General features: G+C 71.6%; 13 protein-coding genes. 8 read left to right on the top strand and 5 right to left on the bottom strand.

Annotation, left to right across the window (positions count from 1 at the left end; translation table 11 throughout):
* Window positions 1–918 carry a hypothetical protein gene (locus OG494_RS20210; protein ID WP_328457963.1) on the bottom strand — a complete coding sequence of 306 codons (918 nt, stop codon included), beginning with the start codon at window positions 916–918 and terminating at the stop codon, window positions 1–3.
* Between the two features lie 413 nt (window positions 919–1,331).
* Between OG494_RS20210 and OG494_RS20205 the strand changes: the two genes are divergently transcribed.
* Window positions 1,332–2,105: a hypothetical protein gene (locus OG494_RS20205; protein ID WP_328457961.1), complete on the top strand. Its 774-nt coding sequence runs from the start codon at window positions 1,332–1,334 to the stop codon at window positions 2,103–2,105.
* 186 nt (window positions 2,106–2,291) lie between these two features.
* On the top strand, window positions 2,292–3,584 hold the full coding sequence (locus OG494_RS20200; RefSeq protein ID WP_328457959.1) for an MFS transporter: 1,293 nt from the start codon (window positions 2,292–2,294) through the stop codon (window positions 3,582–3,584).
* A 111-nt stretch (window positions 3,585–3,695) separates the two neighbouring features.
* On the opposite strand, the gene OG494_RS20195 is transcribed toward OG494_RS20200, so the two are convergent.
* Window positions 3,696–4,553, bottom strand: a complete 858-nt coding sequence (locus OG494_RS20195) for a PaaX family transcriptional regulator (protein WP_328457958.1) — start codon at window positions 4,551–4,553, stop codon at window positions 3,696–3,698.
* Window positions 4,554–4,672: 119 nt separating this feature from the next.
* Between OG494_RS20195 and OG494_RS20190 the strand changes: the two genes are divergently transcribed.
* From OG494_RS20190 to OG494_RS20170, 5 genes are all read left to right on the top strand, one after another.
* Window positions 4,673–5,974, top strand: coding sequence for an MFS transporter (locus tag OG494_RS20190; RefSeq protein WP_328457956.1), 1,302 nt, complete (start codon window positions 4,673–4,675; stop codon window positions 5,972–5,974).
* Complete coding sequence (locus OG494_RS20185; protein ID WP_328457954.1) at window positions 5,971–7,344, top strand: alpha/beta hydrolase; 1,374 nt, start codon at window positions 5,971–5,973, stop codon at window positions 7,342–7,344. Before OG494_RS20190 ends, OG494_RS20185 begins: the two co-directional genes overlap by 4 nt.
* Window positions 7,345–7,469: 125 nt before the next feature.
* Window positions 7,470–7,622, top strand: coding sequence for a hypothetical protein (locus tag OG494_RS20180; protein ID WP_328457952.1), 153 nt, complete (start codon window positions 7,470–7,472; stop codon window positions 7,620–7,622).
* A gap of 23 nt (window positions 7,623–7,645) precedes the next feature.
* A complete protein-coding gene (locus OG494_RS20175; RefSeq protein WP_328457951.1) occupies window positions 7,646–8,800 on the top strand; it encodes an acyl-CoA dehydrogenase family protein in 1,155 nt (384 codons plus the stop codon).
* Window positions 8,797–9,657, top strand: coding sequence for an FAS1-like dehydratase domain-containing protein (locus OG494_RS20170; protein ID WP_328457949.1), 861 nt, complete (start codon window positions 8,797–8,799; stop codon window positions 9,655–9,657). The genes OG494_RS20175 and OG494_RS20170 overlap by 4 nt, the downstream gene beginning before the upstream one ends.
* Before the next feature lie 217 nt (window positions 9,658–9,874).
* Here the strand turns inward: OG494_RS20170 and OG494_RS20165 are convergent, their stop codons facing one another.
* A complete protein-coding gene (locus OG494_RS20165) occupies window positions 9,875–10,462 on the bottom strand; it encodes a TetR/AcrR family transcriptional regulator (RefSeq protein ID WP_328457947.1) in 588 nt (195 codons plus the stop codon).
* Between the two features lie 83 nt (window positions 10,463–10,545).
* Between OG494_RS20165 and OG494_RS20160 the strand changes: the two genes are divergently transcribed.
* The gene (locus OG494_RS20160; RefSeq protein WP_328457945.1) at window positions 10,546–11,484 is read left to right on the top strand and encodes an alpha/beta fold hydrolase; all 939 of its coding nucleotides are present in this window, start codon (window positions 10,546–10,548) and stop codon (window positions 11,482–11,484) included.
* Between the two features lie 60 nt (window positions 11,485–11,544).
* Here the strand turns inward: OG494_RS20160 and OG494_RS20155 are convergent, their stop codons facing one another.
* Window positions 11,545–14,385, bottom strand: a complete 2,841-nt coding sequence (locus OG494_RS20155; RefSeq protein ID WP_328457943.1) for a M48 family metalloprotease — start codon at window positions 14,383–14,385, stop codon at window positions 11,545–11,547.
* Entirely contained in the window at window positions 14,382–14,873 is a 492-nt protein-coding gene (locus tag OG494_RS20150) for a hypothetical protein (RefSeq protein ID WP_328457941.1), read from the bottom strand. Before OG494_RS20150 ends, OG494_RS20155 begins: the two co-directional genes overlap by 4 nt.
* Window positions 14,874–14,880: the final 7 nt, after the last annotated feature.

Here is a 14,880-nt window from a genome sequence, read left to right as displayed (position 1 = left end):
TCACTCCGGGGCGAAGCCGGCGTGCGTGCCGAGGTCGAAGTGCATCACGTCGCCGCTTTGGTGGGCCTCGAAGTCGCTCGCTCCCCAGCGCATCTTGCCGCGTTTTCCCAGCACCCGGTTGCCGGTGTTGATCATCGAGCAGACCAGTTCGCGGCTGAGCTGCAGGAAACCGTGAGCGGGGTTGCGGGTTTTGGTGACCGGGTTCGCGGGGTTGCCGTACAGCATCGGGATGCGGACGAGTTCGTAGTCGCACAGCATCTGGAAGTACTGTGCCTCCGGTGTCGGCAGGCCGGAGTGCAGCGCCGCCCAGTCCGGGTCGGCGAACAGAGCGGCGATCCCCGCGATCGCCTCGTCACGGGGCCGCGCCAGTTCGCGGGCGGGATCGATCCGGTCGAACGCCGGGTCGAAGTCGCCCAGGGTTTCGACGCCGGGTATCGGGGGCCGGTTCACCTCGACCGGTACGGCCGACACCGCCCACGACAGGTAGAACACGAGTGCGTCGGACACCAGCCGGAACCGGTCGTAGGTGACCTCGATGCTGTCGTGCACCCGGATGCTCACGTCGGCCCGTTGCCCGGTCCCGATGAAGAACGCGACCGCGCGGTCGTACACCTCGACAGCGCGTTGTCGCATCGCCTGCTGCCCTTCGGCGGCGGCTTCCCCGCCGAGCGTCGATCCGGTGCGCGTGACGATGTAGGGGATCTGGGTGACGTTGAGGTCCACGGCGGAGCCGGAGGCGTGAAGGCCGTTCCTGGAGCGCCAGCCGACGATCGATTCGGTCAGCGAGCTGTCGCTGCCGGCCAGATCGGCCTCGACCGCGGTCAGCACTTCGGCCAGCACGGGGTTGACCCCTTGGCCGGGCCGCATGGGTTGCCCGAGGAACCGGAAGTCGGCACCGGTCAGGTAGCCAGGGGACATCGTCGCGCTCCTTCGACCCGGTGAACCATGGGCATCAGCGTGGTCCGCGGAAGCGACCCGGTCATCAGGGCCAGCCCTGATGACCGGGTCGCAAGTCCGGCCGCTGGCACTTACAGCTCGATGGCCGCGGTGACCTTGGCCGTCTTCCGCTTGAGCTGCCGGGTTGCAGTGCGGCCGGCACGCGGGTGCCGGGCCGGTAGCACCTCGCGACGCGACCGCGATCCGAGGAGCAGAGATCCGGCCGGGGCACGTCCGTTCGGTCTCGAGCTCGGTGCTGTCAGGCCGAATTCGCACGGGGAAGCGTGATTGATACCGGCGTCGGCGTCCGGTTTCAGCAATAGCCGAATGGGTTGACCCACCAGCGTGCGAGTTCGACGATGGCGGTACAGCCGATGGTGGGAGAACGTCGTTCGATGTCGAGATTCGTTAGGCCCGTCCTCTGGACCTTCGGGTTGCTCGCCGTCGGTGGGCTCGGGTTCTGGCTGCTGTTGGCGCTGAACATCCCCTACCGCAGCGCCGCCACCCCGGAAACCACGCCGGTGACCACCCCGGACACCACGCCGCCGGCCACCACTCCGGACTCGCCGCCCGTGCCGGCTCCTCCGGCGGACATGTCGGCGTGGGTCACCGACGTCCGGCCGGGCCCGGACGACCACAGTGCGGTACTGCACGTCGACCTGCCCGGTTGTGCCGTCGGACCGCACATCCAGGTCGAAGAGACCGCCAACAGGATCGACGCCGATGTCCTGTTCCGGCCCAAGGACGATCCGGACTGCAAACAGGTCTCGGCCGATTTCCCGATGAAGACGGCGGCACCGATCGGGAAGCGTCCGGTGATCGTCAACGTCGGGGACGCCTGGGGGCTGGTGGCCGGCGGCTGGAAGAAGTGCGACAAGATCCTCGGTTGCGAACCGCCCGCGGACCACTGCGACCCGGCGTGGGTCGCGCAGGCGGAGTTCAGCGCGGAGGCCGAGTACCCGGGCACCACGCGGGCGTGCGACCAGAACTGGCTGATCCACGACCTGCAGCGGCACGCCGGCCAGGCCGCGAATCGGGTCGCCTACCGCTGGGCGGGTAACGGGTGGGCGAGTTTCGCCTCGGCGAACGGCGGCGGCTGCGGCGAAATCCTGGCCGTCGAGCCGAAGTTCCCCACCTCCCTTTGCCAGGCCCTCGCCCCTTCGTTGTGAGGACCTGGGTCCGTTCACGGCCGGCGATCGTCGGTTGGCTGTCGCGGGCCGGATGAGGGCGTTCGCGAAAAGGGCGTCGACGACTTGCTGCACGCGTTCGAAGAGGTCGGGCATTGGTGAAGGCCGGCCCGAACCGGCTTCTCTCGCCCTTCAGTAAAGTCGACGTCCGTAGCCAGGGGGGATCTGATGGATCCGGAGTTTCATCGTCGCGAGGTCATGGCGGAGAGCCTGTCGCGGCGGCCGTTGACCGGCCTGTTGGCCGCTCAGCTCATCTCGGTGCTGGGCACGTCGATGTCGGCGTTGGCGATCCCGTGGCTGGTGCTCACCTCGACCGGCAGTGCCACCCGCACCGGCATGATCGCCTTCGCCGAGATGGCACCGTATGTTGCGATGCAGGCGCTCGGCGGACCGCTGGTCGATCGAGTCGGCGCCCGGCGGATCTACGTGCTGGGCAACGCCGCGGCAGCCGTCGCGATCTGCGCCATTCCGGCGCTTTACGCCATCGACCTTCTCCCTTTGGGTGCGCTCGCCGGCTTGGTGGCCGCCGCCGGGGCGGTCCGGGGCCTCGCCGACTGCGCGGGGCAGGTCCTGGTGCCCGGCACCGCGGGTCTCGGGGCAGTACCCCTGGAACGTGCCGCCGGGCTGCACGGCAGCGTGAGCCAGACCGGCCTGTTCGTGGGCGCCTCGGCGGCCGGGATCCTGGTCACCGTCCTCGGCGCACCGACGGTCGTGCTCGTCGACGGCATCAGCTTCGCGCTCGCCGCGGCACTCGTCGCCCTGCTCGTCCCCGTAGCCGCTCAGCCGCAACAGCTGCAACGGCGACTGAGCACACGGCAGTACCTGGCAGACCTCAACGAGGGTGTGCGGTTCATCCGCACCAGCCGGTTGCTGCTCGCGCTCGCCGCCATGATCGCGGTGACCAACCTGCTCGACCAGGGCATCAACGCCGTCCTCATACCGGTCTGGGTCCGCGATCACCTGCACCGGCCCCAGGCACTCGGCCTGATCGCCGGCGCGCTCGGTGCCGGCGCCATCATCGGCGCACTCGTCGCCGCCTGGCTGGGGCCGAGACTTCCCAGACGGGTTGTGTTCACGATCGGGGTACTCATCGCCGGTGCCCCGCTGTCCCTCGTCCTCGCCCTGACCCACACGCTGCCACTCGCGCTGATCGTCGCGTTCATCGCCGGGCTCGGCACCGGAGGACTCAATCCGATCCTCAACGCCGTGCTCTACGAACGCATCCCGCCTCAGCTGCGCGCCCGCACACTCGGTGCCCTCAAGGCCGGCGCCTGGATCGGCACTCCCGTCGGCCCGCTCCTGGCGGGCAGTCTCATCGAAGCCACCGGCCTGCGCACCACTCTTCTCGCCTTCGCGGTGATCTTCCTGGCCGCCACCACTGCGCCGGTCTTGTTGCCCGCCATGCGGACCATGAACCGCGCACCACTGCAGTCCGGCGAACCTGCAGCAGCGGACAACTGACGTCCCGCCGAACGCGGTGTACCGTTCCCCGGCGGCGGTCGACCAATGCGTCTACTCAGGACTCTGCGTCACATGGATGGACAGGCGGTCCGTCGGCCAACCTTGGCGGGGTCAGTGCTCGTCGGCCTGTTTGTCGGTGATCGTGTCGAGGAGGCCGGCCGCGATGGCGCGAGCGGCGGGCTTCAGCTCGGCGCTCAGAGCGTAGAACAGCTCCTGCGCGGATTCGGCCGGCCAGTCGCCGGGCAGGTGCTCGCGGGGCAGGCGCGGGTCGGCGCGGATGGTCTGCAGCCAGTCGGACTCCAGGAGCAGGTCGCGGGCGAGGCTGTCCGGCGCCTGGGCTTCCGGGTCCTGCCAGCGGGACAGGAAGGCCCGGTAGTGCTCGGCCAGCCGGTCGGTGTCCCAGGCTTCCCGGACGATCTCGGCGACCTCGGTGGGCGGCAGCGTGCGGGCCTGGAACACCCGCACGTGGCCGTGGGCGTCGAGGCCGTCGAGCAGCGGGACCGTGTCGACGTGCCCCGGTGCGATCCACAACCCGCCCTGCAAGCTGCCGAACCCCGCCCAGAGCAGGCGTGAGCGCAGGGCGTGCCGCTGGCGCTGCCAGGACTCGGGCATCGAGAACCCGAGCAGGGTCCAGGTGCCGTCCCACTGCCGGTTGACCGCCCCGGCCCGCCAGATGCGCTGCTCGCCGTCGTGCAGGATCGCCCGCGACCGGTCGGTCAGCCCGACGTAGACGTGCCGGCCGCGGCGCACCCGGTGCAGCAGGCCGCGCCGGGCCATGCGGCTGAGCGTGGAGCGGGTGGCGTGCTCGGAGATCCCGGCACGCTCCAGCACGTCGAGCACGCTCGAGGTGGCGACGTGGATCCCGCGGTCGAGGATGTGGCCGCCGAAGAAGGTGAGCAGCAGCGTCTGGGGACGCGGTGCGTCGGCGCCGAGCTCTTCGGCGGCGGCGGGGATGGCCAGGTCGGTCACTTCGTGAGCATAAGCCCGGCTTGATGTTGGGCAGAGTATTGACGGTAGTTACCGAAGTGCTTAACGTTCGTCGCGGCGTGACGCGGGTCACGCGGGTCGGCGACGAGGCAGGACACGCGATGGCAGAAAACCTCCGGTCGCGCGCGCAGCTGCGCCGCGCGGTGTTCTCCAGCTACTTCGGCAGCGTGATCGAGTACTACGACTTCCTGCTCTACGCCACCGCCTCGGCGGTGGTGTTCAACAAGGTCTTCTTCTCGAACCTGGATCCGGCGATCGGCACGATCGCCAGCCTGGGCACCTTCACCACCGGCTACCTGGCGCGCCCGATCGGGGGGATCGTCTTCGGGCACTTCGGTGATCTGCTGGGGCGCAAGCGGATGCTCGTGATCACGATGACGATGATGGGCGTCGCCAGCACGCTGATCGGCGTCCTGCCCACCTACGCGCAGATCGGCGTGTGGGCGCCGGTGCTGCTGATCGTGCTGCGCGTGCTGCAGGGCATCGCCGTCGGCGGCGAGTGGGGTGGCGCGGTGCTGATGTCGGCCGAGCACGCGACCAGCCGCCGCGGGCTGTGGGCCGGCTTCACCAACGCCGGCGCGCCCAGCGGGATGGTGGTCTCCACCCTGCTGCTCACCCTCATGGGCGCGGTGACCACCGACGCGCAGTTCCTCGCGTGGGGCTGGCGCGTGCCGTTCCTGCTCAGCGTCGTCCTGCTGGCCATCGGCCTGTTCGTCCGGCTGAAGGTGGACGAGACCCCGGTCTTCGCCGCCTCCTCCAGGCGGGCAGGCACCCCGCTGCTCGAGGTGTTGCGCCGCCACCCGAAGAACCTGCTGCTGGCGATCGGCGTGGGCTTCGGTGCCTTCGTCGCCCAAGGCACGCTCACCACATACGTGCTTGCCTACGCCGTCCACGCGGGATTCTCGCGCCAGACCGTGCTCAACGCGATCACGGTGTCCTCGGTCGGCGCGGTGTTCGCCATCGTCGGCTACTCGGCGCTGTCCGACCGCGTCGGACGCCGCCCGGTCGTCATCGCCGGGGCGGTGGCCACCGGCATCGTCGGGTTCCTGCTCTTCCCCCTGATCGACAGCGGCTCGGCGGTTCTGCTGACCCTCGCGGTCGTGCTCGGCCAATCGGTCGCGCACCCGGCGATGTACGGGCCGCTGGCCGCCCTGTGCACGGAGCTGTTCTCCACCCGCACCCGCTACACCGGCGCGTCGCTCGGCTACCAGATCGCCGGGCTCGGCGCGGGCATCGCGCCCGTGGTGTTCGCGGCTCTGGCCGGCACGGGCACCGGCGTGATCTCCGCGGTGATCGCGGCCTGCTGCCTCGTCACGGTGCTGTGCGTGCTGGTACTGCGCGAAAGCAACCGGGTCGACCTGGCCGATCCGGCCGAGGCGGGAGCGGTGGGGGCCGAACGATGAAGTGGCGTTCCGGTTTGGTCTCCTTGACGATCACGACGCTCCTGGTGGTGGGCCTGGCGCCGGCCGCGGACGCCACCGAAGCCGGGCACCACACCGGACAGCTGCCCGGCGGCGCGACCTGGGTGGCGGACGTACCGGAGTCGTGGAACGGCACGATCATCCTCTACAGCCACGGTTTCGGGCCGCTCGTCGCGCAGGACGCGCCGGACGCGGCGACCGCGACGGCACTCCTGGCCGGCGGCTACGCCCTCGTCGGCTCGTCCTACTCGGGGCCGTCGTGGTGGGCGCTGGAGTCCGCGGTCGGCGACCAGTTCGGCGCGCTGGCCGCGCTCGAGGCGAAAATCGGCGCGGCGGAGCGCACCATCGCGTGGGGGACGTCGATGGGCGGACTGGTCAGCGCCCGGGAGGCGGAGGACCCCCACCGCCGGATCGACGGCGCGCTGACGACCTGCGGGCTGGTCGCGGGTGCGCTCAACCTCGACGACTACCAGCTCCACGGCGAGTACGCCCTGTCGCACCTGCTCGCTCCCGAGCAGGCGATCAAGCTGGTCCGCTACGGCAGCCAGGACGAGGCCGCCGCCGCGGCCGCGACCCTGTCGGAGGTCACGAGCGACGCCCAGGCCACCCCGGCCGGCCGGGCCCGGATCGCGCTCGCCGCCGCGTTGATGAACGTGCCCACCTGGTACACCGGCGCCGCGCCGCCCGCGCCCCGGGACTACGAAACCCAAGAGGCACAGCAAGAACGAACGCTGGCCGGGTTCGTGCTCGGCTTCGTCATGACGGGCCGCTACCAGATCGAGCTCGCCGCGGGCGGGAACAGCGCGGCGACCCGCGGCACCGACTACCGGGCGCTGTTCGGCGGCAGCAGCCACGCCCAGCAGGTTCGGACGCTCTACCGGCGTGCGGGGTTGAACCTCGATGCCGACCTGGCGAAGCTGAGCCGTGACGCGGACATCACGGCCGACCCGGGTGCCGTGGCCGCGCTCGCCCGGACGTCCGTGCCGACCGGACGCCTGCGGGTGCCCGAGCTGGCCATCCACACCGTCGCGGACCAGCTTGTGCCCGTGGAACAGGAGAACTGGTACGCGCGGCGGGTGGCCGCGGCGGGGACCGGGCACCTGCTGCGGCAGGCGTTCGTCCAGGGCACCGGGCACTGCGCGTTCCAGCCCGCGGAGACGATCGCCGCGTTACACGCGCTCGAAGCCCGCGTCTCGACCGGCCGCTGGGGCGGTGGTGCCGAACCCGAGCGGCTCAACGCGGCCGCTGGAACCGGGCGCTACGTGCGGTTCGAGGTTCCTCATCTCGTCGGCGCGGTCAGCAACGCCAAGGTCCGTGGAAGTGGCATCGAGGGCGGACGCCGAGACGGGTGAGTGTCCCGACGAGGGCATCGCCATCGGCCTGGGTGGCTCGCGGGTGGGTTCAGGTCAGCGAAACGGCGAACTCGACGTACGGTGGACGCTGCTGCTCGGCGGCCCAGGCGAACGGGGCACCGACCGTGACCTCGACCGGGGTTCCGCTGGCCCACCGTCCGGGTGTTTTCCTGGTGGACGAAGGCTTCCTGGTGCGCGGGTTCCGTGCGCAGGGTGAGGTCGGGGGCGACAAGCCCGTCGTCGACCGCGCCCGCCGGCGGCTCGAAACCCACCACTGAGGAGAAAGCCAGAGGAGAAAGCCATGGACCAGCTGGATGACGTCGAGCAGGCCATCGTGGACACCGTCCGCGACTTCGTCGACCGTGACGTGCGCCCCACCGCGCGCGAGCTCGAACACGCCGACACCTACCCCGAGCAGCTCATCGAGCAGATGAAGCAGCTCGGCGTCTACGGGCTGGCCATCCCCGAACCCTACGGCGACCTGCAGGTCTCCACCCAGTGCTACGCGATGGTCACCGAAGAGCTGGCCCGCGGGTGGATGAGCCTCGCCGGCGCCATGGGCGGCCACACCGTCGTGGCGAAGCTGATCCTCACTTACGGTACCGAGGACCAGAAGCAGCGCTACCTGCCGCGCATGGCCACCGGCGAGCTCCGCGCGACCATGGCCCTGACCGAACCCGGGGGCGGCTCGGACCTGCAGGCCCTGCGCACCACCGCGCGCAAGGACAACGGCGAGTACGTCATCAACGGCACCAAGACCTGGATCAGCAACGCCCGCCGCTCCGGCCTCGTCGCCCTGCTGTGCAAGACCGATCCGCAGGCCGAGCCCACCCACAAGGGCATCAGCATCCTGCTGGTGGAGAAGGTCCCCGGCTTCACCGTCTCCAAGGACCTGCCCAAGCTCGGCTACAAGGGCGTCGAAAGCTGCGAGATCACCTTCGACGACTGCCACGTGCCCGAAACCGCGCTGCTGGGCGAAACCGAAGGCCAGGGGTTCGCGCAGATGATGCGCGGACTGGAGGTCGGCCGCATCCAGGTCGCCGCCCGCGCCACCGGGGTCGCCCGGGCCGCGTTCGACGACGCCCTGCGCTACGCGCAGGAACGCGAGTCGTTCGGCGAGCCGATCTGGAAGCACCAGTCCGTCGGCAACCACCTCGCCACGATGGCCACCAAACTGACCGCCGCGCGCCAGCTGCTCCTGCACGCGGCCCGCCGGTACGACGCCGGCGAGCGCGCCGACCTGGAAGCCGGGATGGCGAAGCTGTTCTGCTCCGAAACCGCGATGGAGGTCGCGCTGGACGCGATCCGCGTCCACGGCGGGTACGGCTACTCCACCGAATTCGACGTCGAACGCTACTTCCGCGACGCCCCGCTGATGATCGTCGGCGAAGGCACCAACGAGATCCAGCAGAACGTCATCGTCCGGCAGCTCGTCTCCCGTGGGGGCCTGCGGTGACGACGACGGCGGACCTCGCCGCGGCGGTCGCGGGGTGGCAGCCCGAGCCCGCGGAAACCTCCGAGGTGATCGGTCCGTGGCCGGCGGCGGCGTTTTCCGCGCTGCTCGATCTTCCCGGCCCCGCAGCGCGGCCGCACGAACCGTTGCCCCCGCTGTGGCACTGGTTCCACTTCCTCGAGCCGACCGCCCAGTCCGCGCTCGGCGAGGACGGGCACCCGGCCGAAGGGCGGTTCATGCCACCGATCCCGCACCGGCGCCGCATGATCGCCGGCGGACGGCTCCAGGTGCACTCGCCGATCCTCGTCGGCGACCGGATCGACCGCCGCAGTGAACTGGCCGGGGTCGCGGTCAAGGACGGCCGAAGCGGGCAGATGGTGTTCGTGACCGTCCGGCACGAATACCGGCGCGGCGACGAGCTCCTGCTCACCGAGCACCAGGACGTCGTCTACCGCTCCCAGCCCGCCGGGCAGCAGCGGCAGCTGGCGACGCCGGTACCCGCCGGCGAGCCGCCCCACGACTGGAAGATCAGCACCCCGACCGGGCCGCGGCAGTTGTTCCGGTTCAGCGCGCTGACCTACAACACCCACCGGATCCACTACGACCAGCCTTACGTCACCGAGGTCGAGGGCTATCCCGGCCTGGTCGTGCACGGCCCGCTGCTCGCCTTGCTGCTGCTGGAGATCCCCCGCCGCCACACCGACCGGCCGGTGGCCTCGTTCGACTACCGCCTCTCCAGTCCGGTGTTCTCGGGCGCGACCGTCCTGACCCACGGCCGCCGCGAGGGCGACGAGCTCGCTCTCTCCGGCACGGTCGACGGCGGAGCCAGGGCGATCACCGGCAGCGCGGCTCTCGCGTAGGAGGAAACGTAGAAGTGCGAGGTGACGCGGTCGCCGACGCGGAAATGGCGACACCGTCGCCGACGGCGGCGACCACTCCGGCCGAGTCAGCCACCGGGGTGCGCCGCCGTCGGCGACGGTGGACAACCAAGCGCAGTTCCCGCGACTGGCGGTCATCCGCGTGATGCTGCTCGGGGTGAGCGTCGCCGGGTGCGGGGGAGGGCGTCGGTCGTGTTGCTCAAGGGAGCGGGTGTGGGCTCCCGGGGATGCGAGCGGCGCCTGCGGCAACCGTTGCCAGGTCGTCGTTCGAGAAGCCGGCGCGGCTCAGCACCGCCAGGGATTTGTTCGTCGCCAGCGCGCACAACGCCAGCTCCGCCGCCTCCTGCTCGTCGGCTCCCGCCGCCAGCAACGCCTGCTCCAGCATCGCCCGCAGGCCGTCGATCATGGCGCGGACCATGGCCTGGCCCTCCGCGTCGAGGGCCGGGAACTGCGCTGCCGACATCGTGAGCAGGCAGCCGTCCGGGACCGCCGGGTCGGCGATGCGGTTCAGGGTGACCCGCAGGTAGGCGGCCACGACGGCGCTCGGGCTCGGGTGGGGGCCGGACAGCGCCCGGTCGTACAGCGGGTGGTAGGTCTGCGCGTACCGCTGGAGGGCCTCCCGGAAGAGGGTGCTCTTGTCGCCGAACGTGCTGTACAGCGAGCTGCGGCCCAGGCCCGTGCCTTCGGTCAGGCGGTCGATCGAGGCCTCCGAATAGCCCCAGCGCCAGAAAACGTGCATCGCGCGGCGCAACGCCTCGTCCACGTCGAATTGCTTGCGGCCCGCCATGTCCGGCAGCCTACACATCTTGCACCGATCGTTTCAAGATGCGTATGGTGGCCGGCATGACAAGTTGCACCGATCGTTCCAAGATGAGCCCGGCCGCCGGCACGACACACTTGAGCTCGCTGCGGCTGCCCGAAGGGTTCACCGACGTCTTCACCAGCCGGCTCGTGGAGCTGGACGGGCTGCGGCTGCACGCGGTCACCGGCGGGGACGGCCCGCCGCTGCTGCTGGTCGGCGGCTGGCCGCAGACCTGGTACGCCTGGCGTGAGGTGATGCCCGCGCTCGCCCGTGCGCACACCGTCGTCGCCGTCGACTCGCGCGGCGCCGGGCTGTCCGACAAACCCGGCGACGGGTACGACGCCGGCACGCTGGCCGCCGATCTGGTCGCGCTGATGGCCGCGCTCGGGCACGACCGGTTCGACGTGGTCGGACACGACATCGGCATGTGGACCGGCTACGCCCTCGCCGCCGATCACCCCGAGCGGGTGGGCCGGCTCTCCGTCGTCGACGCGATCATCCCCGGTCTCACGCCGACCCCGTCGGTCTTCAGCACGGCCGCGGTCAACCAGCGGCTCTGGCACTTCGGCTTCAACCGGCTCACCGGCCTCAACGAGGAGCTGGTCCGGGGGCGGGAGCCGCTCTTCTTCGGCCACCAGTTCGCCACCAAGGGCGCCACCCCGGCCGCGATCCCCGCCTACGCGGTCGACGTCTACGTCGACGCGATCGTCTCGGATCCTCGCGGGCTGCGGGCGAGCTTCGCGTACTACCGGGCACTGGACGAGACGATCGCGCAGAACGAGCAGCGCAAGAAGACCCGGCTGACGCTGCCGGTGCTCGCCATCGGCGGCGCGCAGTACAGCGGCACGCTGGCCGCCGAGACGATGCGGCTGGCGGCCGACGACGTCACCGGGGTGGTCCTCGACGACTGCGGGCACTACGTCGCCGAGGAGCAGCCGGCACGGTTCACCGAGATCCTGGAGGACTTCCTCGCCGGCAAACCGGAAGCGGGCGCGTCGCACGGCTGACAGACTCACAGGGGAGTCTCGCCGGGCGAGGGGGCCGTCCCGAGGTTGCGCCGCTCGTGCTCAGAGCGCTCCGGCGAGTTCGGTCACCAGGCCCGTCAGGAGCCGGTCGAAGCGCTCCAGTTCGGCCTGCGACGGATTCCGGAGGTAGCCCCCGAAGACCTGGACGCCGAGGACGTTGTGTCCGATGTGGACGACGCAGTCCCGGATGACGACGGTCGCGGGCTTCCCGTGGAACCGCCCGGTCAGTGCGTATTCGCGCTTGCGAGCGGGGTAGGGCAGCGGGGGTACCGGTCCCGCCGTGATGACGCCGTCCAGGTGCCCGCCGTCGTAGTTCTCCTGCGGGGTGCGGTAATGCCCGCACGCGCGCAGTTCGTCGTCCGTCTCGGAGAACAGGTCCTCGACGCCGGTGTAGGAGGTGACCGACGCCGTCACGTGCCCGCCGCCGACCGTGCCGGCCGCCGCGAACTTGTAGGTGCGCTCGACGTCGGCGGTCCGGGGCAGGGCCTTCTCGGTGGTGCTGAGCTTCTTGGCCGCGGCGTCGCACGCCGGTGGGGTCAGCGTCGGTGACGTCGAAGGCGTGTTGTCCTCGAGCTCCGCGTCGGGCGGGAGAACGGCCTTCAGCCGGGGGAGCGCCGACGTGGCGGCCGGTTCGTCCAGCGGGCGGCCGTGGTCCGCCGCGGTCGCCGGTGCGACCGGAGCCGGCGGCGGTGCGGCCAGGGCGAGGACGGCCTGGCCGGCTTCGTAGTCCTGCTCCGCGACGGTCACCGCCGTGAGTCTCCCGTCGACCAGGAGTGCGGCGAGCAGGACGGTGGCGGCCCCGGCGCTCACGGCCCACGGCGCCGTTCCGCGCCGGGGTGTCCGGCGAGCCCAGGCGAACACGAGCAGCGAGGTCAGCGGGAGCGTGCCGATCAGGGTGACCAGCAGGAGCCAGCCGGGCAGCTGCACGGACTGCTCGAAGAGCGTCGACTCCTTGGCGTACCCGGCGACCCGGACGGTCGTGTACTGGAGCGCACCGGCGCCGGTGGTGGCCAGCAGCCCGCTCACCAGCGCCGCCGGCACCCCGGCCAGGGTCGCGCCGCGACGCCGGTTCGCGAGCACGACGGCCACGGATGCGACCAGGCCGGCGAACGCGCAGATCCACCACCGCTGGTAGGCCAGGAGGTACCGGACCCCGTCGGCTTGGCCGTCCTGCACGCGCAGGAGCCAGGACAGCGCCGCGGCGGCTCCGCCGGCCACCGCCGTCACCACGATCACCGCCACGACCACCGGCCGGGGCCGGCGCCACCGCTGCCGCAGGGTGAGGAGCGCGAGCCCGGCCAGGATCAGCGCCGGGGCGTACTGCCACGCACGATCGCTTCCGAGCCCCGCGACGTAACCGCGAGCCGTCGCCGGATCGGGGAAGAGGAGATAGGTCGTCACCGAAGACGCCGTCCCGCTGACGGCCGCGGTCGTGGCGACCACCACGGCGAGGGAGGCGCCGAACCTGCTCAGCCGCCGGCGCGGGGCGCTGTCCTCGGGTACGGCGAGGCGAGTCGCGACCGCGGAGGCCAGCACGCTGACCGCGAACACGGCCAGCGTCATGGCGAGGACCAGCACCGGCCGTTGCGGCGCGAAGAAGTCGGTGATCGCCGCGCTCGCACCCGGCGCCTGCAGGCAGAATCCGGCGACCAGCCCGAGCACCGCGCCGGCCCGGGAGCCCGCCCAGCCGAGCTCGGGCAGCGCCGCCCGGCGGGTCCACGCGGGAAGCACGACCGAGGTCCAGAGCAGCGCCGCCACGGCCAGCGCCACGTCGGCGGACAGCCGCGGGTCCGAGTCGACGAAGCCGAGCAGGTTGGCGAGCACGGCGTACACGCCGTGGTAGGTCAGCATCGCCACGATGCCGGCGGCGGCGGTGAAGACGAAACCGCCCTCCCACCGCCCGTCGCGCCCGTCGGGCTTGAGCCGGTCCGACGCCGGCGGGTGCGTGGCGAACACCCGGCTCGCCCACGAAACCGGGCGGGCACCGGTGCCGAGGGCGACGGCCGTGGCGGCCGGATCGCTCAGCACGTCCGCCGCGTGCCGGTCGGCGGCGAGTTCGCGCCGGCGCAGCAGCGCGGCGCGGACGACGAGCAGCGAGACGGCGGTGACTGCGGCGATGATCAGTGATCCGCCGTAGAAGTCCCACATCTCCGCGGGCAGGCCCAGGATCGGGAGCAGCGCCAGGACCAGCGCGGGCAGGGTCAGCCAGCCGGCCCACCAGACGGCCGAAGCCCACAGCACGTCCCGGCTGCGGACGTGGCCCAGTTCGTGGAGCGCGACGGCGTCGAACGCGGCCTGATCGGCGTAGGCGTAGGCCAGCGGCACGACGACCCACGGCCGGCCGCCCGGAAGGCCGGTGGTGAACGCGTCCGTGACGGCCGTCGCGGGCGGGGCCAGCACCAGCCGCGGCCGTCGGCGTCCGGTCAAGCCCTGGCTGCCGCACAACGTCGTGAAGCGCGCGGTCAGCCGGTCCAGGTCGACCGGCGGCACGACGGCGAGCCGCCGCGATCGCAGCCGCCGTCGGGTGCCCAGGCCACCGGAGACCATCAGCAGCCATGCGGCGACGGGCAGCACGGCGGCTCCGCCGAGGCTGCTGAACGCGAGCCGCCGGTCGTAGTCGCGTGTGCAGGCGTCGTAGATCGGGCCGGCCGAAACCGGCGGCCTCGCGGCCGACACCGAAATCCCGTTGTCCTCCAGGCACGTCTGCGCCGCGGTGTAGTCGCCGAAGTCGTGCGTGACGAACAGGGCCTCGGCAGCGCCCGCGCCGGTGGCGGCCAGCGCGAGCGTGACCAGGACGTAGACCCACCACAGGCGGGACGGGGCAGGCACGGCGCGCAGGCGGTGCCCGGCCTCGTCCGGGGCCGGCAGGACGAGGGCGCTCACCCGCGTCCGCCGTCCGCCGCCCGGCGCAGGACACCGAGCACGGCGTCGCTCAGCAGCGTGGCCTCGGCCGTGTTCAGGCCGAGTGTCACGCCGTGTTCGAGGCACGCGTCGCGGATCTCGCCGATCCGGTCGACGTCCAGGACGAGCTGGGCCGGCCGCGGGCGCCGGCGCCACCACCGCCGGCGCTGCAGGCCGGCGAACCCCGCCGCGCCCAGCACCTGCGCGGCGGTCCCGGTCAGCAACGGGAGGATGACGTCGCCGAGCGCCGAAAAGCCTTGTCCGCCGAAGCGGACCTCGCCGCCGGACCAGCCGGCCGAGGGCTTGCGGGGGTCCTTCCCCTTCGTCCACTCGGCGGTCACCAGCGCGAGGTAGGGCAACTGCTGGGGAGCTACCTCGGCGACGACTTCCCGTGCCAGGTCTGCGAAGTCGATCGCGATCCGGGGCGGTCGTGTCCGCCCTTCGCGACCGACGTCCTCCGGACGGGCCATTTCTGTC

The organism is Amycolatopsis sp. NBC_00438, from assembly GCF_036026695.1.
Lineage (GTDB): Bacteria > Actinomycetota > Actinomycetes > Mycobacteriales > Pseudonocardiaceae > Amycolatopsis.
Note: the sequence above shows the minus strand (reverse complement) of the source record. Positions and strands in the feature narration are given on the sequence as shown.

Coding starts and splice junctions, on each gene's coding strand:
- OG494_RS20185 (WP_328457954.1), top strand. CDS start 5,971: ATGAAGTGGCGTTCCGGTTTGGTCTCCTTGACGATCACGACGCTCCTG.
- OG494_RS20200 (WP_328457959.1), top strand. CDS start 2,292: ATGGATCCGGAGTTTCATCGTCGCGAGGTCATGGCGGAGAGCCTGTCG.
- OG494_RS20210 (WP_328457963.1), bottom strand. CDS start 918: ATGTCCCCTGGCTACCTGACCGGTGCCGACTTCCGGTTCCTCGGGCAA.
- OG494_RS20175 (WP_328457951.1), top strand. CDS start 7,646: ATGGACCAGCTGGATGACGTCGAGCAGGCCATCGTGGACACCGTCCGC.
- OG494_RS20165 (WP_328457947.1), bottom strand. CDS start 10,462: ATGGCGGGCCGCAAGCAATTCGACGTGGACGAGGCGTTGCGCCGCGCG.
- OG494_RS20150 (WP_328457941.1), bottom strand. CDS start 14,873: ATGGCCCGTCCGGAGGACGTCGGTCGCGAAGGGCGGACACGACCGCCC.
- OG494_RS20190 (WP_328457956.1), top strand. CDS start 4,673: ATGGCAGAAAACCTCCGGTCGCGCGCGCAGCTGCGCCGCGCGGTGTTC.
- OG494_RS20160 (WP_328457945.1), top strand. CDS start 10,546: ATGAGCCCGGCCGCCGGCACGACACACTTGAGCTCGCTGCGGCTGCCC.
- OG494_RS20205 (WP_328457961.1), top strand. CDS start 1,332: ATGTCGAGATTCGTTAGGCCCGTCCTCTGGACCTTCGGGTTGCTCGCC.